The 23832-nt window shown below is 70.0% G+C and carries 24 protein-coding genes, 1 tRNA gene and 1 other RNA gene; 18 read left to right on the forward strand and 8 right to left on the reverse strand.

Features of this window, described 5'->3' with window-relative positions:
- Positions 1 to 140 precede the first annotated feature (140 nt).
- The 4 genes from ACODR1_RS13415 to ACODR1_RS13430 form a co-directional block, all read right to left on the reverse strand.
- On the reverse strand, positions 141 to 1967 hold the full coding sequence (locus ACODR1_RS13415; RefSeq protein WP_488880891.1) for a hybrid sensor histidine kinase/response regulator: 1827 nt from the start codon (positions 1965 to 1967) through the stop codon (positions 141 to 143).
- A gap of 120 nt (positions 1968 to 2087) precedes the next feature.
- Positions 2088 to 3533 carry a rhamnogalacturonidase gene (locus tag ACODR1_RS13420; RefSeq protein WP_488880892.1) on the reverse strand — a complete coding sequence of 482 codons (1446 nt, stop codon included), beginning with the start codon at positions 3531 to 3533 and terminating at the stop codon, positions 2088 to 2090.
- Positions 3530 to 4492 (reverse strand): alpha/beta hydrolase, encoded by a 963-nt coding sequence (locus tag ACODR1_RS13425; RefSeq protein WP_488880893.1) that lies wholly within the window; start codon positions 4490 to 4492, stop codon positions 3530 to 3532. Before ACODR1_RS13425 ends, ACODR1_RS13420 begins: the two co-directional genes overlap by 4 nt.
- A gap of 19 nt (positions 4493 to 4511) precedes the next feature.
- Entirely contained in the window at positions 4512 to 5762 is a 1251-nt protein-coding gene (locus ACODR1_RS13430) for a rhamnogalacturonan acetylesterase (protein WP_488880894.1), read from the reverse strand.
- A 227-nt stretch (positions 5763 to 5989) separates the two neighbouring features.
- On the opposite strand from ACODR1_RS13430, the gene ACODR1_RS13435 reads away from it, so the two are divergent.
- Both ACODR1_RS13435 and ACODR1_RS13440 read left to right on the forward strand, forming a co-directional pair.
- Positions 5990 to 6064 (forward strand) — tRNA-Lys (locus ACODR1_RS13435).
- A gap of 195 nt (positions 6065 to 6259) precedes the next feature.
- The gene (locus ACODR1_RS13440) at positions 6260 to 7105 is read left to right on the forward strand and encodes a hypothetical protein (RefSeq protein WP_488880895.1); all 846 of its coding nucleotides are present in this window, start codon (positions 6260 to 6262) and stop codon (positions 7103 to 7105) included.
- A 220-nt stretch (positions 7106 to 7325) separates the two neighbouring features.
- Here the strand turns inward: ACODR1_RS13440 and ACODR1_RS13445 are convergent, their stop codons facing one another.
- Positions 7326 to 8438 carry an Mrp/NBP35 family ATP-binding protein gene (locus tag ACODR1_RS13445; RefSeq protein ID WP_488880896.1) on the reverse strand — a complete coding sequence of 371 codons (1113 nt, stop codon included), beginning with the start codon at positions 8436 to 8438 and terminating at the stop codon, positions 7326 to 7328.
- A gap of 105 nt (positions 8439 to 8543) precedes the next feature.
- Here ACODR1_RS13445 and hflK point away from each other — a divergent pair, with 105 nt between their 5' ends.
- Positions 8544 to 9659 (forward strand): FtsH protease activity modulator HflK, encoded by a 1116-nt coding sequence (hflK, locus tag ACODR1_RS13450; protein WP_488880897.1) that lies wholly within the window; start codon positions 8544 to 8546, stop codon positions 9657 to 9659.
- Complete coding sequence (hflC, locus tag ACODR1_RS13455; RefSeq protein ID WP_488880898.1) at positions 9656 to 10507, forward strand: protease modulator HflC; 852 nt, start codon at positions 9656 to 9658, stop codon at positions 10505 to 10507. Before hflK ends, hflC begins: the two co-directional genes overlap by 4 nt.
- 145 nt (positions 10508 to 10652) lie before the next feature.
- Here the strand turns inward: hflC and ACODR1_RS13460 are convergent, their stop codons facing one another.
- The 3 genes from ACODR1_RS13460 to ACODR1_RS13470 are packed head-to-tail and all read right to left on the reverse strand — an operon-like array spanning position 10653 to position 12673.
- Positions 10653 to 11318, reverse strand: a complete 666-nt coding sequence (locus ACODR1_RS13460) for an HAD family hydrolase (RefSeq protein ID WP_488880899.1) — start codon at positions 11316 to 11318, stop codon at positions 10653 to 10655.
- Positions 11315 to 12163 (reverse strand): phosphoserine phosphatase SerB, encoded by an 849-nt coding sequence (serB, locus tag ACODR1_RS13465; protein WP_488880900.1) that lies wholly within the window; start codon positions 12161 to 12163, stop codon positions 11315 to 11317. Before serB ends, ACODR1_RS13460 begins: the two co-directional genes overlap by 4 nt.
- A 42-nt stretch (positions 12164 to 12205) precedes the next feature.
- Positions 12206 to 12673, reverse strand: a complete 468-nt coding sequence (locus tag ACODR1_RS13470) for a hypothetical protein (RefSeq protein ID WP_488880901.1) — start codon at positions 12671 to 12673, stop codon at positions 12206 to 12208.
- A 61-nt stretch (positions 12674 to 12734) separates the two neighbouring features.
- Between ACODR1_RS13470 and miaA the strand changes: the two genes are divergently transcribed.
- The 14 genes from miaA to ACODR1_RS13540 all read left to right on the forward strand — a co-directional run bounded on the left by miaA (position 12735) and on the right by ACODR1_RS13540 (position 23805).
- On the forward strand, positions 12735 to 13592 hold the full coding sequence (gene miaA / locus ACODR1_RS13475; RefSeq protein ID WP_488880902.1) for a tRNA (adenosine(37)-N6)-dimethylallyltransferase MiaA: 858 nt from the start codon (positions 12735 to 12737) through the stop codon (positions 13590 to 13592).
- An 88-nt stretch (positions 13593 to 13680) separates the two neighbouring features.
- Complete coding sequence (locus ACODR1_RS13480; RefSeq protein ID WP_488880903.1) at positions 13681 to 14163, forward strand: CinA family protein; 483 nt, start codon at positions 13681 to 13683, stop codon at positions 14161 to 14163.
- Between the two features lie 117 nt (positions 14164 to 14280).
- Positions 14281 to 14328 (forward strand): hypothetical protein, encoded by a 48-nt coding sequence (locus ACODR1_RS13485; RefSeq protein ID WP_370444040.1) that lies wholly within the window; start codon positions 14281 to 14283, stop codon positions 14326 to 14328.
- Positions 14329 to 14437: 109 nt separating this feature from the next.
- Positions 14438 to 16243: an acetolactate synthase 3 large subunit gene (locus ACODR1_RS13490; RefSeq protein ID WP_488880904.1), complete on the forward strand. Its 1806-nt coding sequence runs from the start codon at positions 14438 to 14440 to the stop codon at positions 16241 to 16243.
- Positions 16244 to 16293: 50 nt separating this feature from the next.
- A complete protein-coding gene (locus tag ACODR1_RS13495) occupies positions 16294 to 17301 on the forward strand; it encodes a hypothetical protein (protein ID WP_488880905.1) in 1008 nt (335 codons plus the stop codon).
- Positions 17298 to 17855 carry an acetolactate synthase small subunit gene (gene ilvN, locus ACODR1_RS13500; RefSeq protein ID WP_101717566.1) on the forward strand — a complete coding sequence of 186 codons (558 nt, stop codon included), beginning with the start codon at positions 17298 to 17300 and terminating at the stop codon, positions 17853 to 17855. Before ACODR1_RS13495 ends, ilvN begins: the two co-directional genes overlap by 4 nt.
- Positions 17856 to 17860: 5 nt before the next feature.
- Entirely contained in the window at positions 17861 to 18748 is an 888-nt protein-coding gene (locus tag ACODR1_RS13505; protein WP_488880906.1) for a hypothetical protein, read from the forward strand.
- Between the two features lie 140 nt (positions 18749 to 18888).
- A complete protein-coding gene (locus tag ACODR1_RS13510; protein ID WP_276308941.1) occupies positions 18889 to 19023 on the forward strand; it encodes a hypothetical protein in 135 nt (44 codons plus the stop codon).
- Complete coding sequence (locus tag ACODR1_RS13515; RefSeq protein ID WP_488880907.1) at positions 19020 to 19247, forward strand: Atu4866 domain-containing protein; 228 nt, start codon at positions 19020 to 19022, stop codon at positions 19245 to 19247. The genes ACODR1_RS13510 and ACODR1_RS13515 overlap by 4 nt, the downstream gene beginning before the upstream one ends.
- Positions 19248 to 19252: 5 nt before the next feature.
- Positions 19253 to 19618: a transfer-messenger RNA gene (gene ssrA / locus ACODR1_RS13520) on the forward strand.
- Between the two features lie 197 nt (positions 19619 to 19815).
- The gene (locus tag ACODR1_RS13525) at positions 19816 to 20295 is read left to right on the forward strand and encodes an SspB family protein (RefSeq protein ID WP_109099326.1); all 480 of its coding nucleotides are present in this window, start codon (positions 19816 to 19818) and stop codon (positions 20293 to 20295) included.
- Between the two features lie 3 nt (positions 20296 to 20298).
- On the forward strand, positions 20299 to 20769 hold the full coding sequence (locus tag ACODR1_RS13530) for a PaaI family thioesterase (protein WP_116489465.1): 471 nt from the start codon (positions 20299 to 20301) through the stop codon (positions 20767 to 20769).
- Between the two features lie 8 nt (positions 20770 to 20777).
- On the forward strand, positions 20778 to 21578 hold the full coding sequence (locus tag ACODR1_RS13535) for a C13 family peptidase (protein WP_488880908.1): 801 nt from the start codon (positions 20778 to 20780) through the stop codon (positions 21576 to 21578).
- 106 nt (positions 21579 to 21684) lie between these two features.
- Entirely contained in the window at positions 21685 to 23805 is a 2121-nt protein-coding gene (locus ACODR1_RS13540) for a serine hydrolase domain-containing protein (RefSeq protein ID WP_488880909.1), read from the forward strand.
- Positions 23806 to 23832: the final 27 nt, after the last annotated feature.

The raw sequence follows: 23832 nt of genomic DNA on the forward strand, positions 1-23832 counted from the left end.
AAACGGCGGGGGTTTTTGTTTGGGTGGCGCTACCCCCTCAGTCGCTTCGCGACAGCTCCCCCAGAGGGGGAGCATCTGCGTCGTAGATCCTCCCCCTCTGGGGGAGGTGGCCCAGAGGGCCGGAGGGGGTCTGCGCCGACCTAAGCCGCCTGCGCCTGCCCCCACCGCGCCACCATTTCCAGCAGGCGCGAGGGATTGATCGGCTTGCCCAGGTGGTCGTCCATGCCGGCGGCCATGCAGGTAGCCACCTGTTCGGGCAGGACGTTGGCGGTCATGGCGACGATCGGGGTCCGGATCCCCATCGGCTCCAGGGCGCGGATGCGGCGGGTGGCGGTCAGGCCGTCCATCACCGGCATCTGCACGTCCATCAAAACCAGATCGTAGGCCTTGCCGGACTTGAAGGCGTCGACGGCCGCCACCCCGTCCACCGCCATGTCGACCTCGACCTCGAACGGCGCCAGCAGCGCGCCGATCAGTTCGCGGTTGGCGGCGTTGTCCTCGACCAGCAGCAGCCGCACCGGCCGCTCCAGCGGCGCTGGCTGGGGCGCGACGGGCAGGTCGTTGGCGACGGTCTCGGTGACCGGCAGCTCGACCTCGAACCAGAAGGTCGAGCCGCGGCCCTGCGCGCTCTCGACGCCGATGCGCCCGCCCATGGCCTCGATGATCCGCTTGCAGATCGCCAGCCCCAGGCCGGTGCCGCCGAACCGGCGGGCCACCCCGGCGTCGGCCTGGATGAAGCGCTCGAACACCGCCTCGTGCATGTCGTCGGGCAGGCCGATGCCGCTGTCGCGCACCGCCATCCGCAGCCGTTGGCCCAGGTTCGTCGGGGTCTGCTCGACGCTGATGACGATCTGCCCTTCGCTGGTGAACTTCACCGCGTTCGACAGGAAGTTCAGCATCACCTGGCTGAGCCTTGCAGCGTCGCCCAGCAGCGGCGTCAGGCCCGGACCGAACTCGATCAGCACCGGCAGGCCCTTGGCCTGGGCCTGGCTCTCGATCAGGGCCGCGGCCGAACGGGCGATGTCGCAGGGCTTGAACGGCTCGGCGTCCAGCTCCAGACCCGCCTCCAGGCGCGAGAAGTCCAGCACGTCGTTGATGACGCCCAGCAGCGTGTTGCTGGCCTCGTGGATCAGGCGCACCTGCCGCGCGTCGGTCTCGTCCAGCGCCGACGACTGCCGCAGCAGGCCCGAAAAGCCGATGATCGCCGTCAGCGGCGTACGCAGCTCGTGGGTCATGTTGGCCAGGAAGTCGGCCTTGGCCGCGGCAGCCGCCTGGGCCTCCTGCGCCGCCCGGGCCAGTTCCTCGGCCAGGCGCTTGCGCTCGGTGATCTCGCGGCTGGTGGCGATGAAGCCCCCGCCTTCGTCCTTGGGCACCAGCGAATAGGTGCTCTCGATCCAGATCGTCTCGCCGTCCTTGCGGCGGAACCGGTACTCCAGCGTGCTGCTGTCGCTAGGGGTCTGCAGCGAGCGGATGGCCGCCAGCGCCTTGGCGCCGTCCTCATCACTAACGCCCAGCAGGTTGGGCGCGACCAGGAACTCGGCGGGGGTGTAGCCCGTCAGCCGCTCGATGGCCGGCGAGTTGTAGCGGCGGCGGCCATCCGGCCACCACATCAAGAGCGCGTCGGTCAGGTTGTTGGCCAGGATGCGGTACAGCGACTCGTGCTCGCGCAGGCGCGACAGGGTCTGCTCGGCCTCGCGGCGCCGGCGTTCGGCCTCCTCGGCCGTCTGGCGCTGGATCTTCAGGCTCTGGGACAGATCGAGCTTCGCGGCCTTCAGCTTCAGCCGCTGGCTGTGCAGGACATAGAACAGCGGCCCGCCCACGATGACGACGATGACCATCGTCATCCACGGGGTGAAGACCTCGGCCCGCTTCAGGATCAGGATGTTGACGCAGTAGTCCGTCGTCACGGCCATCAGCGCGGCCAGCACGACAGTCGCAACGGTTCTCAGGAACGTGGCTAGAAACATGGCCCCAGGGTCGACGTCACGCCGGATCGAAACGGCTCGATCCCGCCCCTTGTCGCTCATCTATGAGGCGAAGGTGCTAAAATCGACGCGTCGCGCGCGGTTTAATCGCGTCTCGCGACGCTAAGCCGCACCGTGCGGACGCCGAGCCAGCGCTTCTGGCGCAACCGGCCGGCCATCGACCCACACCGGCGAGCGGGCGTCGGCATTTGCATCCAGCGACAGCCCCGTCACCTCCAGCCCGCGCACGTGCCGCGCCCACAGGCCCCAGGCCGGCGGATCGCCGAACATCCGCGGCTCGGGATAGGCGTCCTCCAGCTGCGGCGGCTCGACGCCCGCCTCTTCCGCCCCACCCAGGAACGACAGGGCCAGGTTCTCCAGTCGCACGTCCTCGATCGGATGGTCGGCCAGGCCCACCAGAATCACCGGCAGGTCGGCGAAGGCGCCCTCGCCGTCCAGGTTGCTCACGCTCACCCGGCGCAGCGCGCCCGGCCGCGTCCCCTCCGGCCCGCGCAGCCGCGCGCCCAGGCGCAGGAACAGCGGCGAGCTGGTCATCTCGACCAGCCGCACGTTCCTGATCTCGACGTCCTCGATGGTCCCGCCGTCGACGGTCTCCAGCGCCAGCCCTCGCGAGCGTTCCAGCACGCAGTCGGCGATGCGGATCCGCCGGAAGTCGCCGTTGCTCTCGGTGCCGATCTTGATGCGGCCGGTCACCCGGTCCTGGTCGGGCGAGATCCGCTGCTCGCGACCTAGGGAGCCGTCCAGCACCGTGCCCGGATCGAAGCCCGAGACGTGGCAGCCGGTGATCTCGACGTCCTGCGTCGGCAGCGCCTCGCCCAGGGCCATCGAAGCCTTCAGCACGATGGCGTCGTCGTTGGGCGTGTTGACCCGGCAGCCGCTGATCCGCACCCGCGTGCAGCCGTCGATGTCCAGCCCGTCGCGGTTGGTGTCGACCAGCAGGTTCTCGATCGTCAGGTCCTCGCAGCCGGTGGCCAGCACCGCGAAGTGCCCGCCCCTGACCAGCGTGAAGCCCGACAGTCGAACCTTGCGGCAGCGCTTGAGGCCGATGGCCTTGTTGCCCTGACCGATCATCGCCGCCCGCTCAGGCACGAGTTCCGCCATCGCCTCGGCCGAAAGGCCTACCATGCTCAGCGGGAACTCGCCCGCCTGCCTGCGCCAGCGCGAGCCGGGGCCCTCGCGGGTCAGGCCCTCGCCGTCGATGCGGCCGGGCCCCTCGATGGCCACGTCCTCGAGGCCTTCGCCCCAGATCAGGCTGTTGCGCCAGTGGCTGTGGCCGAAGTCCTGGTAGAGGTCGTGCGGGTTGTCTTCCGGAGGATCGTAGGCGCCGCCGTGCCGGGCCGGATCGGCGGCGACCAGCACGCAGCCCTCCTCCAGCTTCAGCGTCACGCCGCTGGCCAGCCGGATGGAGAAGCAGAGATACCGTCCCGCCGGCAGCCGCACGGTCCCGCCGCCGGCCGCGCGCGCGGCCTGGATGGCGGCGTTAATCGCGTCGCTGTCCAGCGCCTCGCCGTCGCCGACAGCGCCGAAATCCCCGGCGTCGAAGATCACGCGTAGAGGCCGTGGCGGCGCAGGAACGGCGGCAGGAGCTGCGGCCAGCCCATGTCCATGCCCTGCGGACCGGTCACGCCGAAGCCGTGGCCGCCCTTCTCGAACATGTGCAGCTCGCTGGGCACGCCGGCCGCGCGCAGGGCCGAGTAGAGAAGCAAGCTGTTGTCGGCCGGCACCACCTTGTCGTCGGCGGCGGTGGCGATGAAGGTCGGCGGCGTGTCGGCCGGCACGTCCAGCTCCAGCGAGGCGGCCTTGCGGCGCGCGTCCGAAGCGTCGCCCGCCAGCAGCTCCTTCATCGAGGCGCCGTGCGCGAACGGCGCCAGCATGGTCACCACCGGATAGAACAGCCCCGCCACCGACGGTCGCGTCGACAGGGTGTCGATGGCGTCGATCGGCGCATAGGTGTCGCGCTTGAACTGGGTGGCCAGCCGGCCCGCCAGGTGCCCGCCGGCCGAGAAGCCCATGACGCCCACCCGCGCCGGATCCAGGCCGAGTTCGCCGGCCCGCGAGCGGATGATGCGGATAGCCCGCTGGGCGTCCTGCAGCGCCACGTCCGGTCCCGCCGCCCAGCCGTCGGCCGGCAGACGGTAGGTCATGACGAAGGCGGTCACGCCCTGGTCGGCGATCCACTTGTCGATCGCCCCGCCGGCCTTGCTGACCGCCACGCGCTTGTAGCCGCCGCCGGGGATCATCAGGATCGCCGCGCCGTTGGGCTTTGCCGGCCGGCGCATCATCAGCACCGGGTCGGTGATGTTGAGGAAGGCCGTGTCGTTGGGATCGCCGCCCGGCGTGCGCAGGATCACCTGCTCCTTGACGGTGACCTTGTCGCCGCCCGGGGCCTTGCCCGGCCAGATCGGCTGGATCTCGAGGCTCGGCTTCACGGCCGGGGTCGTCTGGGCCAGGGCCGGGCTGGCGGCGGTCGCGCCGGCCAGGGCCAGCAGGGATCGACGGTCGATCATCGGAGAACCTCGCAAGAAGTCAGTTGCCGCGCAGGGCCGCATTGCTGCGGGCCGCGCTGGGAGCCATGACGAAGCTGTCGGGCGGCGTGGGCCTGGCCGGATCGAACGACCCGACGTCAGCCGCCAGGTGACGCGCCAACTCCGGAACGCCGGCCTTGATCCCCTCCACTATGCAGCGGGCCAGTTCGTAGGCGCCGTAGTTGTCGTGATGGGTGATGTCCTTGCCGCCGTCGGCGAAGGCCTTGGGCGACTGCACGGGCCCCAGGGCCTCGTAGAAGACCTTGCTCATGGCCGCCAGGTCGATGACCGGCACGCCCAGTTCGGCGCCCGCCGCCAGCACCGCCGCCGGATAGTCGCCGTGGGTGTTGATGATCCTGCCCTCGCCGTCGAACCGGCGACGGTGCATCGAGGTCACCAGCACGGGCGTCGCCTTGCGCCGCCGGAACTCGCCGACATAGGCCCGCAGGTAGTCGCGATAGGTGCTGTCGGCCGCCACATAGGTCTGGGGCCAGTTTTCCTTCTGGTCGTTGTGGCCGAACTGGATCAGCGCGAAGTCGCCGGCCCGCGTCTGGCTCAGCACCTTGTCCAGCCGGTGCTCCATCAGGAACGACTTCATGGTCTCGCCGGACTCGGCGTGGCTGGCCACCGACACCGTCGGAGCGAAGAACCTGGGCAGCATCTGGCCCCAGCCGGCGGCCGGCTCGAACGGCTGGTCGGTCACCGTGGAGTCGCCCAGCAGGAAGACGCGCGGCACGCTGGCGGCCTCGACGATCATCCGCGCCACCTTCGGGGCCGGACCGCAGAACTCGACGGTCAGCCTGTCGTCCCAGTTGGGCGTGCCCTTTTCGCGCGGATTGAGGATCACGCCGGTCCCGCCCGGCGCGTTCTTGGGCGGCGGCGGCAGCGAGGCGTCGCGGGTGTTGACCACGAACACCACCTCGCGGCGCTCCTTGGCCTTGGTGCGGATCTGCTCGGCCATCAGCCGGCGGGACTCGGCCTTGACGGTCAGGTCGGCGCCGCCCTCGACTTCCAGCGTCACGCGCCAGTCGCCCTCGGGAACGGCGACCGAGAACGACCGCCCCTCGCCCGGCTCGAAGCCGTAGCCGCTGGCGGCGTCGTACAGGCGGTCGGCGGCGACGGGCGTGAAGCCCTCGCGCGGCTTGGCGGTGAAGTCGAACCTGCGGGCCGTCATCTGCGCCTCCAGCGCCGTGGCGGCGGTCGCGGGCGCCAGCAGCAAACCGGCCAGAACACTGCGTCGCGCGAGCTGCATCCCGGATTCGCCTCCCCCTTCGTACCGCGACCCGCGGCCGTCATTCTGCGCCGGACCATCCCGAAGAACGAGCACGGACGCAAGATATTTCACATATCGCCACACAAGCTCACCATGTGGGATTTAATTGCAATCCCATCCACAGCCTCGGTCGAAACCCGGCTTGCGACGCAGCCGACGCCCGACTATGGTCCGCGCCGCTTCTCACGGCCTTCCGTGTCGACAGCGGGCCGGTAGCTCAGTGGTAGAGCATTCGACTTTTAATCGAATGGTCCTGGGTTCGAATCCCAGCCGGCCCACCAAACTCTTCTTCGAAAACCTGAACGAAATCAGCCCCGACCTGGATATCCAGCGGGGGCCGGCGTCGCCTTGTTCATCCGCCCGCCCAATCTAGGCCGTAGTCGCCCCGCAACCTCCGCGACCTCTTCGGGGGGCTGTTCGATTCGCACGCGACACGGCGGATGACGACACGGCTTCTCGCGCGTTAGGGTCAAGTCATGCGAAGCCTGCTCCTCCTCGCCGCCGCGCTGCCCCTGCTGGCCGCCTGCGCCACCACGCGCGAGCCCGCTCCCCAAGCCCCTGCATCTCCGGCCGAGGTCGAGAACCCCGACAAGATCCAGACCACCTCCGAGGCCAACAAGGACGGCCTTTCCGGCGCGGTCACCGCCCCGCTGCGCGACGTCAACCTGATGCGCACCAAGATCCCGCCCGTGTTGCTGGAGGCCATGCAGGACCCCTACGCCCGGCCCCAACCGTCCAGCTGCGGCCAGCTGACGGCCCTGGTGAAGCCGCTCGACGCGGCGCTGGGCGTCGACCTCGACCAGGTGCCGCCGGGCGAGGACGAAGACCTGATGGATCGTGGCCGCAAGGCCGCCGGCGACGCGGCCCTGGGCGCCATGGCCAGCGCCGCGCAGGACCTGATCCCGATGCGCGGCTGGGTGCGCAAGCTGTCGGGCGCCGAGAAGCACGACCGCCTCGTGCAGTCGGCCATGGCCGCCGGCGCCGTCCGCCGCGCCTATCTGAAAGGCCTGGGCGAAGCGCGCGGCTGCATGCCGCCGGCCACGCCCCAGCATCGAGGCGAGGCCCAGCCCGAACCGGAGAACAAGAAGCGCCGCTTCCCGTTCATGGGCGGCAAGGATGCGCCGCCGCCTCCGCCGCCTAAGCCCAAGCCCTCGGTGGTCGGCCCCACCGTCGAGCCGATCCCCGACGTCCACGCTCCCCCGGCCGCGGAGGCCCCGCCCGAAGCCGCCAAGGGCAAGCGCAAGCCCGCCTATCCCATCACCCCCGTCCCCGCCGCCCCGCAACCGGCCCAGCCGGCGACGCCCCAGGGACCGACGAGCTAAGCCCCGACAAGACCCTCTCCCGGAGGGAGAGGGAGGGGCGCAGGCGAAGCCTGGGAGGGTGAGGGGTTACGGTCTGTGTGACCGAGCGCCAAGAACCTCCCCCTGTGGGGGAGGTGGCCGAAGGCCGGTGGGGGGACGTTCTCAGCCGCCGAAACGCCCGAAAGTCATCCCGATCGCTGCCGCCGCGATCGCCTCCCCCACAGGGGAGGTTCCAGGCGCCCTAATGCGAAATGCTCTTCCACACCGCGCTCGCGGCTTCGACGAACGCCTTGGCCGCCGCGCTGTCCGGCGCCGCCAGCACCACCGGCCGCCCGGCGTCGCCGGCCTCGCGCACGCTCATCTCGATCGGCACCTGGGCCAGCACCGGCGTCCCCAGCGCCTGCGCCTCGGCCACGCCGCCGCCCGAGCCGAAGATCGGGATCGGCGCGCCCGTCGCGGGGTCGGCGAAGAAGGCCATGTTTTCGACCAGGCCCAGGATCGGCGTCGCGGTCTTGGCGAACATCGCCGCCGCCCGGCGCGCGTCGATCAGGGCGATCTCCTGTGGCGTGGTGACCAGCACCACCCCATCGATACGCAGCTTCTGCACCAGGGTCAGATGGATGTCGCCGGTGCCCGGCGGCAGGTCGACGACCAGCACGTCCAGCGGCTCGGCTTCGCTGCCCCAGGCCACGTCGTGGATCAGCTGGCGCACCGCCGACGAGGCCATCGGCCCGCGCCAGATCATCGCCCTGCCCTCGTCGACCATGAAGCCGATCGACATCAGCTTCACGCCGTGGGCTTCCATCGGCAGCAGCTTCTTGTCCTCGAAGGTCGGCTCGCCCTCGACGCCCATCATCCGCGGGGCCGAGGGGCCGTAGATGTCGGCGTCCAGCAAACCGACCTTCAGGCCCAGCCCCGCCAGGGCGCAGGCCAGGTTGGTCGAAACGGTCGACTTGCCCACCCCGCCCTTGCCCGAGGCGACGGCGATGACATGGCGCACGTGAGCGGGCTTTTCCGAAGCCGGCGGCGGGCCGACCTGGGCCTGCGGATCGTCGGCGACGCGGGCGCCCTTGCGCACCCGCGTGGTCTCGGCCGGGGCCTGGGCGGTCAACACCACCTGGGCGCGGGTGATCCCGGGCAGCGCGGCCAGGGCCTTTTCGGCCGCCTCGCGCACCGGGCCATAGCCGCCGACCCGCGCGGCTGGAACCTCCAGGACGAAGCCGGCCTTGCCCTCGCGCACCACCAATCCCTGCACCAGACCGGCCTTGACCAGGCCCAGCCCAGTGGCCGGATCCTCGATGCGGTCGAGGGCCGCGCGGGCGTCTTCTGGGGTCGCTGGGGAACTTGCGGTCACGTCTTTGTCTTGCCTTGTCGTGCGGGGGTCCTCATATCCGCGTACGGGGGGGCTTTTACAACCCCGCCATCCGCAAGAACGAGCGACGGGAAGATAGCGCCGCCCATGCCCTGGAACGACAACGCCGGACCCGGCCCCTGGGGTTCTCCCCCGCCGGGCGACGACAAGAACGACGGTGGGCGGAACAAGTCCGACCCCGGCCGCCGCCCCGCCTCCGGCCCGCCTGGCGTTCCGCCGCCTCCGATCGACGTCAGCGAGCTGGTCGAGCGCGTCACCGAGCGCCTGCGCGCCACCTTCGGCGGCCCCGGCCGCGGCAAGGCGATCATGCTGGGCGCCGGCGCCGTGGTCGGCCTGTGGCTGCTGACCGGAACCTATGTCGTCCAGCCCAACCAGCAGGGCGTGGTCACCACCTTCGGCGCCTATAGCCGCACCAGCAATCCTGGCCTGCGCTATCACCTGCCCTGGCCGTTCGAGGCCGTGCAGCGCGTGCCCGTCACCTCGATCCAGACCCTCGACATCGGCGGGGTGCCCGGCGCCGAGGTCCCGGCCGAGCGCCTGATGCTGACCGGCGACGAAAACATCGTCGACCTGTCGTTCACCGTGCAGTGGCGCGTGTCCGACGCCGGCAAGTACGTGTTCAACGTCCGCGAGCCCAACGTCGTGCTCAAGGACGTGGCCGAAAGCGCCATGCGCGAGGTGGTCGGCAAGACCGCCCTCACCCCGATCCTCACCAACGGCCGCGGCGAGGTCGAGGCCCAGACCCGCATCCTGATGCAGCGGGTGCTCGATCGCTACGACATCGGCGTCCATATCGAGGGTGTCCGCATCCAGGTGGCCAACGCCCCCGAGCCGGTCGTCGACGCCTTCCGCGACGTGCAGCGCGCGGCCCAGAACGCCCAGTCGGCCGCCAACGTCGCCCGTGGCGAGGCCGCCCAGGTGATCCAGCAGGCCAAGGGCTATCGCGAGCAGGTGGTGCGCGAGGCCTCGGGCGACGCAGCCCGCTTCAATCAGGTCTACGACCAATACAAGCTGGCGCCGGCCGTGACGCGCGAGCGCCTCTACATCGAGACCATGCAGCGCGTGCTGGCCAACTCCAACAAGGTGATCGTCGACAACAAGGGCGCCAACGCCCCGGTGATCCTGCCGTCGGACACCTTCCGCGCCAGGCCCGTGGCCCCGGCCGCCTCCGCCCCTGCCGCCAGCGACGGAGTCGCCCGATGAGCCGTCCCGCCAGCAACACGCCCCTGATCGCCGCCGGCGTCGCCGCGGTCGGCGCGCTGATCCTGGTCAGCACCACGGTCTACAAGGTCGACCAGCGCCAGCAGGCCCTGGTGGTGCGCTTCGGCGATCCCGTCGCCGTGGTCACCTCGCCGGGCCTGCACCTGAAGTCGCCGATCGACAACGTGCTGCGCTTCGACAAGCGCAACATCGACCTGTCGGCCAACCAGGAGGAAGTGACCGCCGCCGACCAGCAGAAGCTGGTGGTCGACGCCTTCGTCCGCTACCGGATCTCCGACACCCGCCAGTTCTTCAGGGCGCTCGGCAGCGAGACCGTGGCCCGCGACCGCCTGGATCGCATCGTCAACGCCGCCCTGCGCGAGCAGATCGGCCGCGCCGACTCCGGCGACGTGATCGCCGGCAAGCGCGCCCAGATCATGGCCGCGATCCGCGACGAGGTCGCCCGCCAGGTCAAGGGCTCCAACCTCGGCATCCAGATCATCGACGTGCGCATCAAGCGCGCCGACCTGCCCGAGCCGAACCAGCAGGCCGTCTACGAGCGGATGCAGACGGCCCGCAAGCAGGAGGCCGCCGAACTGCGCGCCATCGGCGAGCAGCAGCGCCGCGAGATCGTCGCCACCGCCTACGAGGAAGCCGAGAAGATCCGAGGCGAGGCCGACGCCCAGCGCGCCCAGCTGTTCGCCTCCAGCTTCGGCCGCGACCCATCCTTCGCCGCCTTCTACCGCTCGATGCAGGCCTACGAGCAGTCGATGGGCAAGGGCGACACCACCTTCGTCCTGTCGCCCGACAGCGCCTACTTCAAGTATTTCGAGAAAGGTCCGGGGGGCTGACCCCAAAATCCTCCCCCTGAAGGGGGAGGTGGCCCGGAGGGCCGGAGGGGGAAATATCTGACGAGGTCGGAGCGCCCGGAGGCGCCGCTATCTCCTCCCCCTCTGTCGCTTCGCGACAGCTCCCCCTTCAGGGGGAGCATCTGCCTCACCCCGCCCGCTTCAGCAGGTCCAGCACCACGTGCAGGCTGTCGGCGATGTGTACGCACTTCTCGTGCATCTCCTCGGTCGGATCGAGGATGTCGGGCACCATGATGGTCATCATTCCCGCCCCGTGAGCCGCGCGGACGCCGGGGTGGGAGTCCTCCAGCGCCAGGCAGGCCAGCGGATCGACGCCCAGCCGCTGGGCGGCCAGCAAGTAGGGATCCGGGTGCGGCTTGTGGCGCGTCACGTCGTGGTGGGCGACCACCGCGTGGAACCGGGGAAGAAGATCGAAGCGGCCCAGATACCGCTCCACCGCCGGCAGGCCGTTCGAAGTGGCGATGGCCCGCGGCAGGCCCAGGTGGTCCAGGTGGTCGAGGATCTCCTGCACCCCGTCCTTCAGCCGGATCTCGGCCTCGAGCAGCAACTCGACGTCGGCCCACAGCCGCTCGAAGAACGGTTTGACGGGAAAGGTCTCGCCATAGAGGTCGCGCAGCATCACCGCGCATTCGGGATTGGTCTTGCCGACCATCGAGGCGTAGGTCGCCGCCGTGACCGGCACGCCGAACGCCTGGCCCGCATCGATCATCGCGGCGCGATAGACGGTCTCGGTGTCGAGCAGCAGGCCGTCCATGTCGAAGACCACCGCCTCGACACGGCGGGGGAAGCTCACTGTGCGAACTCCTCGGCGCGATAGCCCTGGAAGTAAAGCAGCGCGGTCAGGTCGGCATAGTCGACCTTGGCATGGGCCTGGGCGGCCACGATCGGCTTGGCGCGGTAGGCGACGCCCAGGCCGGCGGCCTCGATCATCGCCAGGTCGTTGGCGCCGTCGCCCACGGCCAGGGCGTCGGCCGGGGTCAGGCCCAGGGCGCTGGTCTCCTCGTTCAGGGCGGCCAGCTTGGCCTCCTTGCCGAGGATCGGGTCGCCGACCTCGCCGGTCAGGGCGTCGCCCTGCTCGATCAGGGTGTTGGCCCGGTTCAGGTGGAAGCCCGCGGCGTCGGCCACCCGGCTGGTGAAGAAGGTGAAGCCGCCCGAGACCAGGGCGCAGCGGGCGCCGTGGGCGGCCATGGTCTTGACCAGCGTCTCGGCGCCGGGATTGAGCCGCACGCGCTCGTCGAAGCAGGTCTGCAGCGCCGAGGTCGAAAGCCCCTTCAGCATGCCGACCCGCTCGCGCAGGGCGCCCTCGAAGGCCAACTCGCCGCGCATGGCGCGCTCGGTGATCTCGGAGACCTGAGCCTTCACGCCAGCGAAGTCGGCCAGCTCGTCCAGGCATTCGACGTTGATGATCGTCGAGTCCATGTCAGCGATCAGCAGGCGCTTCCGGCGATTTTCGACGGGCTGGATCGCGAAGTCGACGGGCTTGTCGCCGATGGCGGCGATGACCCGCTCGCGGACCGGGGCGGCGTCGCCCTCGAAGGTCACGTCCACGGCGTTCGGGCCGAGCGGAACGATCTGGCCCAGCGCAAGAGCGGCGGCGAGAGTTTCGGCCTCCGGGCCGACGAGGGTCAGGACGTGCATGGCGGGGCGGCTAAGCCAGTCGCCCCCCGCCGTCAACCCGGATTAGTTCGGGCTGATGCCCGTGCAGCGCTGCAGCAGCGCCATGGCGGCCCGCTTGCCGGCGGCCTCGTTGCTCTCGCCCGGCTCGGGCTTGACGCTTTCGAACAGGAAACCCAGGCCGTCCTCATAGACCTTGGTCGGCTTCACGCCTTGCTCGGCGCCGTCCTCGAAGGCCTCGTCCATCATCATGCGTCCCTTGGCGCCGAAGGCCTCCAGCATGAACTGCGCGCCGCGCCCGTCCTGGCCCTTCTGGGCGAACAGCTGCGGATAGCTGGTCGCCACCTTGCCCAGGATCACCAGCACCGCGCCGCAGCCGGCCTTCTCCCGCGAGGTCAGTTCGGCCGGCGCGGGCGTCGCCTGGGCGGCGGCGGGCGGAGACTTGGCCTTGGCGGTCTCAGTGGTGGCGGCCTGGACGGATCCGGCCGTCAGGAAGGCGACCATCGCCGCCGCGATCATGTATGTACGCTTCATGGACCGTGACGCCCCCCACGCAACCGTCGAAACACCCTTTGCCCCCGACTCGCGCGTCTGGATGATCGCTGGCCCCACCGCCAGCGGCAAGTCGGCCTACGCCCTGGACCTGGCCGAGCGCACCGGCGCCGAGATCGTCAACGCCGACTCGATGCAGATCTATGCCGGGCTGCGGGTGCTGACCGCCGCGCCTTCGCTCGAGGAAGAAGCCCGCGCCCCGCACCATCTGTTCGGCGTCGCCGATGCGGCCGAGGGCTGGTCGGTGGGCCGCTGGCAGGCGGCGGCCGTCAGGACCCTGCACGACATCGCCGCCCGTGGTCGTCCCGCCATCGTGGTCGGCGGCACCGGCCTCTATTTCCGCGCCCTCACCCACGGCCTGGCCGACGTGCCGCCGGTGCCCGAGAGCCAGCGCGAGATCTCCGGCCTGCTCTACGCGGCCCAGGGCGAAGCGGCCTTCCGCGACCTGCTGCGCCCGCTCGATCCCGCCGCCGAGGCCAGGATCGAGAGCGGCGACCGCCAGCGCCTGGTCCGCGCCCATGCCGTCGCCGTGGCCACGGGCCGCGCGCTCTCGGACTGGCAGGCCGACACCCGGCCCGCCTTGCAGCCCGGCGAATGGAGCGGCGCGGTCCTGGATCCGCCCCGCGCCGAACTCTATGCGCGTTGCGACGCCCGGCTGGGCGTCATGGTCGAGAACGGCGCGCTGGAGGAAGTCGCGGCTATGGAGGCGCGGGGCCTCGACCCGGCCCTGCCCGCCCTCAAGGCCGTCGGCTATCGCGAACTGGCCGCCCACCTGCGCGGCGAGACCAGCCTCGACCAGGCCCTCGACGCCGCGCGCCAGGAGACCCGGCGCTACGCCAAGCGCCAGCTCACCTGGTTCCGGAACCAGACGGCGGACTGGACCAGGGTGGCTCCCCGTTGAAGCTTCGCACGACCTCCGCGACGTCGGCGCTCACCACCGCCCGGCCCGCCGCGACAACTGTTTCCCGCCTTCCAGCCAGAGCCTCCACATGACCGAACTCGCCCGTCTCGCCGCCGCCGTCGGCCAACGCCTGATCGAACGCGGAGAAACCGTCGCCGTGGCCGAATGCTCGGCCGGCGGCATGATCTCGTCAGCGCTGTTGGCCGTGCCGGGCGCATCGAAGTTCTATGTCGGCGGCGCGGTCGTCTACACCGCCCGGGCGCGCCTCACCCTGCTGGACATCCCGCAAAAGGCGATGGACGGGCTTCGCTCCGCCAGCGAGCCCTATGCGCTGCTGCTGGCTCGCGTGGCCGGCAAGAACCTGAAGGCGACCTGGGGCCTGTCGGAGACCGGTGCGGCCGGTCCCGAGGGCAATCGATATGGAGACGCCGCCGGCCATTGCTGCGTGGCCGCGGTGAGCGCGGCGCGCGAGGTCAGTCTTACCGTCGAGACCGGGATCGAGGACCGCGAGAGCAACATGCGACGCTTCGCGGAGCAAGCTCTTGCCTTGCTGCTGGAAACCTTGGGCTGAAACTGGCGCGCAGACGTCCGTGGCCGCCGCGCCACGGGTCGTTTCTTGCGTCAAACCGCGCCTTGACGCCCCTCCGCGAGCATGGCATTCCCCGATCATCCATTTGGAGCAACACTCGTGCGCACCACCATGATCGTACTTATGGAGCGGCCGTTCACGGCGTGACCTCGAAGTCACGTTGATAGATCGGTCGCGCGCACAAAGGTCCTTCGGGGCCTTTTTTCTTTTCCGCCGCCTCCAAAGCCCAGTTTCACGTCCATCCGGGACTTGCGCCATGACCGCCCACCAGACCATCGAGAGCAACGCTCCCGCAGACTCCGCGAACCGCGCCATGACCGGCGCCGAGATCGTGGTCCGCGGCCTCGTCGATCAAGGCGTCGAAGTGCTGTTCGGCTATCCGGGCGGCGCGGTCCTGCCGATCTACGACGCGCTGTTCCACGAACCGCGCCTGCAGCACATCCTGGTCCGCCACGAGCAGGGCGCGACCCATGCCGCCGAAGGCTATGCGCGTAGTTCGGGCAAGCCGGGCGTCGTCCTGGTCACCTCGGGTCCGGGCGCGACCAACGCCATCACCGGCATCATGGACGCCCTGATGGACTCGATTCCGATGGTCGTCATCACCGGCCAGGTTCCCACCCACCTGATCGGCACCGACGCCTTCCAGGAAGCCGACACGGTCGGCATGACCCGTTCGTGCACCAAGCACAATTACCTGGTCAAAGACGTCCGCGACCTGCCGCAGATCATCCACGAGGCCTTCAAGATCGCCACCACCGGCCGCCCGGGCCCGGTGCTGATCGACATCCCCAAGGACGTCCAGTTCGCCAAGGGCGAATACTACGGCCCGACGGAAGTCGCCTCCAGCCACGCCTATTCGCCGCGCATCAAGGGCGACGCCGGCCGCATCGCCGAGGCCGCCCGGATCATCGCCGGCGCCCGCCGGCCGATCTTCTACACCGGCGGCGGCGTCATCAACGCCGGTCCCAAGGCCAGCGAGGCTCTGCGTGAGTTCCAGGCCCTGACCGGCGCGCCGGTCACCTCGACCCTGATGGGCCTGGGCGCCTTCCCGGCCGCCGATCCTGCGTGGCTGGGCATGCTGGGCATGCACGGCACGTTCGAGGCCAACAACGCCATGCACGACTGCGACGTGATGATCTGCGTCGGCGCGCGCTTCGACGACCGCGTCACGGGCCGCCTGGACGCCTTCTCGCCGGGCAGCAAGAAGATCCACATCGACATCGACGCCTCGTCGATCAACAAGAACGTCCGCGTCGACCTGCCGATCGTCGGCGACGCCGGCAGCGTCCTTGAAGACCTGATCGAGGCCTGGAAGGCCGCCGGCCACCAGCCGAACAAGGCCGCCCTGACCGACTGGTGGGCCCAGATCGACGCCTGGCGCGCCCGCCAGTGCCTCGCCTACAAGCGCTCGGACACGGTCATCAAGCCGCAGTACGCCATCCAGCGCCTGTACGAACTGTCCAAGGACAAGGACGTCTACATCACGACGGAAGTCGGCCAGCACCAGATGTGGGCCGCGCAGTTCTTCCGCTTCGAGGAGCCCAACCGCTGGATGACCTCCGGGGGCCTGGGCACCATGGGCTACGGCCTGCCCGCCGCCCTGGGCGTGCAGTTGGCCCACCCCAAGAGCCTGGTCGTCGACATCGCCGGCGAAGCCTCGATCCAGATGTGCATTCAGGAGCTGTCGACGGCGATCCAGTTCGACCTGCCGGTCAAGATCTTCATCCTGAACAACGAATGGATGGGCATGGTTCGCCAGTGGCAGCAGCTGCTGCACGGCGAGCGCTACAGCCACTCCTATTCCGACAGCCTGCCCGACTTCGTGAAGCTGGCCGAGGCCTATGGCGCGGTCGGCATCCGCTGCTCGGACCCGGCCGAACTGGACACCAAGATCCTGGAGATGATCAACAGCGACAAGCCGGTGATCTTCGACTGCCGCGTCGAGAAGCACGAGAACTGCCTGCCGATGATCCCCTCGGGCAAGGCCCACAACGAGATGATCATGGGCGAGGTCGAGGACATCGGCAGCGTCATCGGCGAAGAGGGCGCGGGTCTGGTCTAGACGCCGGGCGCCATCCAAGGCCTGCTCTTCAGACTCGTCCGGAGTCGTCCATGCGCGCCACGCTTCTCATCGCCGCACTGCCCCTGATGGCCGCTTCGGCGGCCCTCGCCCAGCCGCGCGTCGAGATCCCGATCCAGCAGAGCGTGCTCGCCAACGGCGCGCCGCGCTATTGGGTCGAGCTGTCGATCGCCGGAGGCGCGCCGATCCGGGCCATGCTCGACACCGGCTCGACGGGTTTGCGGGTGCTCGCGGTCGATCCGTCGGCAAAGGCCCTTCCCGCGGCCGGGCCCGAACAGAACTACGGCTACACCTCCGGGGCGCGCTTCTCCGGCCCTCCGGTCAGGGCCGCGATCGCCCTGGGCGCCACGCGCACGCCCGACGACTTCGTCTTCCAACGCATCGACAAGGCCGCCTGCGCTCAGGAACGTCCCGACTGCCCGGTCAGCGAGGTCGCGGCCGACAGGTATCGGATCGGCGGACGCGGCGAGAACGGCTTCGTCGCCATCCTCGGAACCAACATGGGCGACGCCGACGCGGCCAATCCGCTGAAGGCGATGGCTCGCTCGTGGATCATCGAACTGCCCAAGGCCGGATCCGACCAGCCCGGACGCCTGATCCTCAACCCGACCCCGGACGAGACCACCGGCTTCACCGCCCTGCCGCTCGATCCCGCCTTCGCCGATCTTCGCGGCGGCTTCCACGACGCCGTGCCGGGCTGCGTGGTCAAGGCCGGCGGCGAGACCTCGCTTTGCGGCCCGATGCTGCTCGACAGCGGCGCGCCGGTGGTCGAGGTGGCCCTCGGCGGAGACGCCAAACCCGTCGCCTGGCCGGGCGGCACGAAGGCGCGGCTGACCATGGGACGTCCTGGCGCGGCGGTCGCCATGCCCTTCGTCACCGACCAGGACCAAGCCTCGCGAGTAACTATCCGGGCCGGCAAGGGCCAGCCACGCAACAGAATCTCCGCCGGCTCCCTGCCCTTCCAGGCCTTCGCCGTGCTTTATGATCCCCAGGCTCGAATCCTGGGACTGAAACCCAGAACACCGACGGAAACGCCATGACCGCAAACGTCCAACCCGCCCCCGCCTCGGCCTACGACCTCAGCCCGAACGAGCAGGCCGAGCAGACCGCGACCTTCGCCCTGCTGGTCGACAACGAGCCGGGCGTGCTGCACCGCGTGGTCGGCCTGTTCGCCGCGCGCGGCTACAACATCGAGAGCCTCACCGTCGCCGAGACCGACCGCAAGGCCCACACCAGCCGCATCACCGTGGTCACCCGCGGCACGCGCCAGGTGCTCGACCAGATCGAAGCCCAGCTGAACAAGGTGGTCAACGTCCGCCGCGTGCACGACGTGACCCGCGACCCCAACGGCGTCGAGCGCGAGCTGGCCCTGGTCAAGGTTCGCGGCTCGGGCCCCGAACGTGTCGAAGCCCTGCGCATCGCCGACATCTTCCGCGCCAAGCCGGTGGACACCACGCTGGAAAGCTTCGTGTTCGAGATCTCGGGCGCGCCGTCGAAGATCGACAAGTTCCTCGACCTGATGCGCCCGCTGGGCCTGGTGGAACTTTCCCGCACCGGCGTCCTTTCCATCGAGCGGGGCTTCGAAGGGATGTAAGCCGCATGGGCGTGATCGGACCGGCCATTCTCGCGGGAGCCCTGGCGCTCGCGGCCCAGGCCCAGCCGGTCGCGCCCGTCGTTCCGGCCGCCCCCGCGCCGCCGCCCGATCCGGCGGTCTGGTGGTCGAACGAGATCCCTCGCCCCTCGTCCGAGGTCGACCCGCTGGCCGGCCGTCGGCTGGGGCGCAAGGAGCAGCCGGTCCCGATCGACAACGGCGTCGATCCCCTTCTCTATCGCCTGTGGGGCCTGCAGCCGCTGCAGACCCAGCTGGTGCGCGGCGGCGAGCTCGTGCTCGAGGCCTGGGCCCGACCGGCGCGCGGCGTGCGCCAGGCCGTGGTGCGCGTCACGGTCCGCCGCGACGGCCGCGCCTTCGTCCAGGCCCGCGCGGGCCTTGGCTGCTGCACCCCCGAGATCGGCCGGCGCGTCGACATCAACGCCGAACTGCCCGACGACCGCATCGCCGCGCTCAAGGCCCTGGCCGGCGATCCGACCTGGAGCCAGCCCCGCAGCGTGATCGTGGACTACGGCGGCGGCGCGGTCGAGGGCGTCTGCGTCGACGGGGTGTCGTGGGACGTGACCCTGCTGGTTCCCGGCCAGGCCCGCCATCTGCGCCGCGCCTGCGACGACGCCGAGGTCGGCTCGATCGCCGGCGTGCTGTCGGCCGTCGTCGGTGCGGCGACCGGCCGCGATCCGCTATTCGACGCGGTGCTGCCGCGCGGCGGCGACTTCTCGCGCCAGGCCGCGGCCTATGCCGACCTCAAGGCCCAGGGCGGCCAGCTGAAGGCCGGAACATCCAGCCGCCCGCAGCCGCCGGCCGTTCCGGTCGCCGAGGATGAGCCCGAGCCCGCCGAGCAGCCGCCCCCCGTTCCCGCCACGCCCGAGCCTCGCTGACCGCAGATCCGCAGGATCGTGCAATCAACCCGGAGCATCGCTCTACCGGCTGGACAGCCGGCCGGGTCATATTGGCCTCGTTCCGCCGTAGCTCCCCTGCGGCGCTCCCCCAAAACCAAACCCCAAATCAAAGCCTGGCCATGACCCGCCACATGCCCCGTCGCGCGACGGCGGCGCCACGCTGGTTCGCCGTCGCCCTGTGGGCCGGCGCTTGCGCGATGGCCGCCCTGCCCGCCCTGCTCTCGTCCGCTTCCACCTGGAGGATCCTGCCATGATGATCGACCACCTCCCCGTCTCCGGCGTCTGGTCTTCGCCCGATGGCCGCTTCAGCCTGGAGCTGCGCCCCGACGGCCGCTTCGTCGAAGTCCACGCCAATCCCGACAGCGTCTTCACCGGCGCCTACGTCCTGGTCGGCGAAACCCTGAAACTGTTCGAGGACCACGGCGCCGTGGTCACTGGCCGCCTCTCCGACGGCCGCCTCAGCCTGGGGACGGTTTAGCCGCGCCCCTTCCATCCGCCGGCCCGAGGGCCTATATTGAGTTCGTCCGGCTTCGGCCGAACTATGGGGATAAACGCGCACGTAATAAGCGGACTGGACCCGGGTGCGATTCCCGGCGGCTCCACCAAATCTCTCCCGAGTTATCACGGGACTGCATGGGGCCGATCAGCATCGACAGACGTGTAAAGGTGTTTGCTTTCTCTCGGCTTGGCCCACCGTTTCGGGCCTTTAAACTAAATGCGAACGATAACTTCGCTGAAGAGTTCGCCGTCGCTGCGTAATGCGGTGCAGGTGAATTCGCCTCTTAAGTCCTAGGGGTTCAGATCCCTAGGCGGGGCCCGGAGGGAGCCTGGCAACAGAATCCCTCCACTTTCCGGAAATGTGGATCACGCCTCCTCTCCATCGGAGCAGCTTCTTGGCGCTCGGCGACGGAATTCCTTCGCTTTTCGACGCTGCCGGTCACCCTCGAAAATTTGTACGCCGCTACCGTATACGGGCGCCTTTGCCACAGGCCCGCGACAGGTTACGCTGGCCGCTGGATTTGTCGTTTTTGCTTAATCGAAGACCCATGGCCCGCACTCCTCCGACCGAAGACCTGATGCAGTACGAGGCCATGGCCCAGGACGCCCTGCGTGGCGTCGTGAAGGCTGCGCTGAAGAAGGCCGCCGCGCCCGGCGGCCTGCCCGAGCCGCACCATCTCTACATCACCTTCAAGACCCAGGCCGCCGGCGTCTCCGCCCCCCAGGACCTGCTGGGCAAGTATCCCGACGAGATGACGATCATCCTGCAGCACCAGTATTGGGACCTGGCGCCGGGCGAGACCTTCTTCTCGGTGACGCTGAAGTTCGGCGGCCAGCCCAAGCGCCTGTCGATCCCCTACGCGGCGGTGACCCGCTTCTACGACCCGTCGGTGCAGTTCGCCCTTCAGTTCGAGGCGCCCGAGATCGAGCCGGCGCCCGTCGAGCCGGAGCCCGAGCCGACCCCGCCCCCCGCCGACGGCGACGAGGCCCCCAAGATCATCTCCCTCGACCAGTTCCGGAAGAAGTAGGCCTTGAACGACGTCGTCTCGGAGGAGAAGAGCGCTCTTACCGACGAGGCGATCCTCGCGCGTTTCACCGCTTCGAAGAACGCGCCGCCCAGCGCCCTGACTTTGGGCTTCAAGCTCATCGCCGTCAGTCAGGCCGAGCGGCGCGTCGAGATCGCCTTCGACGCCCGCGCCGACCTGCTGGCCAATCCGATGGGCCAGGTCCAGGGCGGCTTCGTCTGCGCCATGCTGGACGAGTGCATGTCGGTGGCCGGACTGATCACCTCGGGCATGACGCACGTGGTCCCCACCCTCGAGATGAAGACCAGCTTCCTGCGACCGGCCATGCCCGGTCCGCTGCGCGGCGTCGGCCGGGTGGTGAAGTGGGGACGCACCGTCTGTTTCATGGAAGGCGAGCTCTACGACGCCGAAGGCCGGCTGCTGGCCACGTCGACGGGCACGGCGCTGCCGACGCCCTTCGCCAAGTTCAAGAAATAGGCGCGCCAATGGGCCGGACCGCGAGCCTTCTGATCGGCCTGCTGCTGGCTCTCCTGGCCATCGCGCCCGCCCATGCCGAAGGCCCCTTCGATCGCTGGGCCGCCGTGGTCGTGGCCGGCGACTTCCGCGCCCATTCCGGCGGCTCGACCGAAGCCTTCGACAATGCCCGCCGAGACGTCTCCCAAAGCCTGACCGCCCTGGGTTTCCCCGCCCCGGCCCAGTTCTCGACGCGCCCCAAGCGCTACCCGTCACAAGGCGTGGCGGCGTCCGATCCCAAGTCGATCCAGGCGGGCCTGACCTCTGCCGCCGAAGCCTCTCCCGCCGGGTGCCTCGTCTACATCACCTCGCACGGCGCCCCCGAGGGCGTGGTCATGGGCGACAAGGTCCTGCGCCCGCCGCGCCTGGCGGCCATGGTCGACGGCGCCTGCCCGGGGCGTCCCTCGATCGTGGTGATCTCGGCCTGCTTCTCGGGCGTGTTCGTGCCGGCGCTGGAGCGCGACGACCGCATGATCCTGACCGCCGCGCGTCCGGACCGCACTTCGTTCGGCTGCGGCGAAAGCGATCGCTATCCCTATTTCGACGACTGCTTCCTGGCCGAGATCGGCAAGGCCCGCGACTTCGTGGCCCTGGGCCGTGCGGTGCAGGCCTGCGTGGCCCGCAAGGAAGTGGACACCGGCATGACCCCGCCGTCGGAGCCGCAGATGTGGATAGGCCCCGAACTGCGCCCCCTCCTGCCGCTCTACGCCTTCGCCAAGGCGCGAAAGCCGGCGCCCCCGCCGGCTGCTTCCCCGCCGCCGACTGGAAACTGAACAGCCCGACTGACGCAGCGGCAGTTTTCTTCCCGGCGCCGGTGTCCCTCGCCGCGCGAATTGGCCTAAGAAGGCCCCGAGGGGCTCTATCGGCGAGGTGGGATACGTGACGTTGCGTTTGTCGTCCAAGGTCGCGCGGTGCGCGGCGGTCGTGGGGATCTGGCTGGGGGGCGCGAGCAGCGCCACGAGCCAAAGCACGGCGCCGACAGCCCCCATATCGACCGCGCCGCGCGCTTCGGCGCCTGCTCCGGCGACGACCGCGCCGAGGACCGCGCCGGCCGTTCGCGCGACGCGACCGCCCGCGCCGGCCGCCACGTCCGTCGCGACGCCTCCCGTCGCGCCCGTCCTGCCCGGCGTCACGCCCCTGCCCGCGCCGGAACTGGAGGCCTTCGTCGACGGCTTCGTTCGCCGCTCGATGAACCAGGACCACATCGCCGGCGTCACCGTCTCGGTGGTGCAGAACGGCCAGGTCGTGCTGAAGAAGGGCTATGGCGTCGCCAGCCTGGCCGATGGTCGCCGGGTCGATCCGGACCGCACGCTGTTCCGCATCGGCTCGATCTCCAAGACCTTCACCTGGATCGCCCTGCAGAACGAGATCGACGCCGGCCGCATCCGCCCCGACACCCCGATCAACGTCTACCTGCCCGAGAAACTTCAGGTCCGCGACCAGGGCAAGAAGAGCCCGGTGCGGGTGCGCGACCTCTACAACCACACGCCCGGCTTCGAGGATCGCGCCCTTGGCCAGTTGTTCGAGCGCGACGAGCGCCGCATCCGGCCGCTGGACGTCTATCTGCGTCAGGAACGCCCCAACCGCGTGCGCGAGCCGGGCGTGCTGCCGGCCTATTCCAACTACGGCGTCGCCCTGGTCGGCGCGGCCCTGGCCAACACCGGCGCCAAGCCGTTCGAGGACCTGATCGCCGAGCGCGTGATCGTGCCCGCCGGCCTGACCCGCACCACCTTCCGCGAGCCGCGCGCCTGGCGCGACGACCTGCCCGCGCCCATGGCCCCGGCCCTGGCCGCCGACATGGCCCAAGGCTATCGCTGGACGCCGCTGGGCCTGCAGGCCCAGCCGGTGGAGTTCATCGGCCAGATCGCCCCGGCCGGCTCGGCCTCGAGCACCGCCGCCGACATGGCCCGCTACATGACCTTGCTGCTGAACGGCGGGACGATCGACGGCCGCACTGTGTTCTCGGCCCGCGCCGCCCAGGCCTTCCGCACGCCCAGCTATCGGCCCGCGGCGGGCGCCACCGGCCTGAACAGCGGCTTCCAGGACATCGCCCTGCCCGGCAATCGCCGCGGCTTCGGCCATGCCGGCGCCACGCTGTGGTTCCACTCCAACATGGTCATCGCGCCCGACCTGGGCCTGGGCGTCTTCGTCTCGGTCAACACCGACACCGGCCAGAGCCTGCCGGCGACCCTGCCCGCCGCCATCGTCGAGCGGTTCTACGCCGCGGCCCGCGCCGTCCCGGCGTTCACTCCGCTCTCGGCCGAGACCGCTGCCGTCTACGAAGGCGACTACCTGACCGACCGCCGCGCCTATGGCGGCCTGGAGGGTTTCGTGAACCGCCTGATCGGCGTGGCCAAGGTCCGGATCAGCGACCAAGGCGGCCTCGCCATCACGACCGACGGCCAGACCCGCCTGTGGCTTCCCACCGACCGTGAGGACGTCTTCAAGGCCGCCGACGGCGCCGACATGCTGGTCTTCCAGCGTCAGGACGGTACGGCCGCGCGGTTCTTCGCCCCCTCCGGCGTCGCCGCCTACGAGCGGGTCGGCCCGCTGTTCAAGCAGGGCGTGCTGGCCGGCATGACCCTTCTGGCCGCCCTGGCCTCGATCGCCACCCTGGCCGGCGTGTTCGTGCGCAGCCGCCGCGACACCCGCCAGACCACCAGCCAGGCCCGCGCCAGCCTGCTGCAAACCACCCAGGCGGTGCTGTGGCTGACGGCGATCGCTTGCGTGGGCGCCTTCGCGCTGGGCTCTGGCGACGTGGCCGCCGTGGTCTTCGGCTGGCCCAGCGGCTGGCTGCTGACGGCCTCGGCCTGCGCCTTCATCGCCACCCTGCTGACCCTGCTGACCCTGGCCATGGTGCCGGTCGTCTGGCGCGGCGGCCGTCGCGTCGACAGCTGGAACGACCTTCGCAAGCTGTGCTTCACGATCACGGCGCTGATCTTCATCGGCTTCTCCGTGGTGCTGGCCGCCTGGGGCTTCCTCGAGTTCTGGAACACCTGATCCGGCACGCCGCGTGCAGGCTCCCCC

It is taken from the genome of Caulobacter sp. FG7, assembly GCF_057808875.1.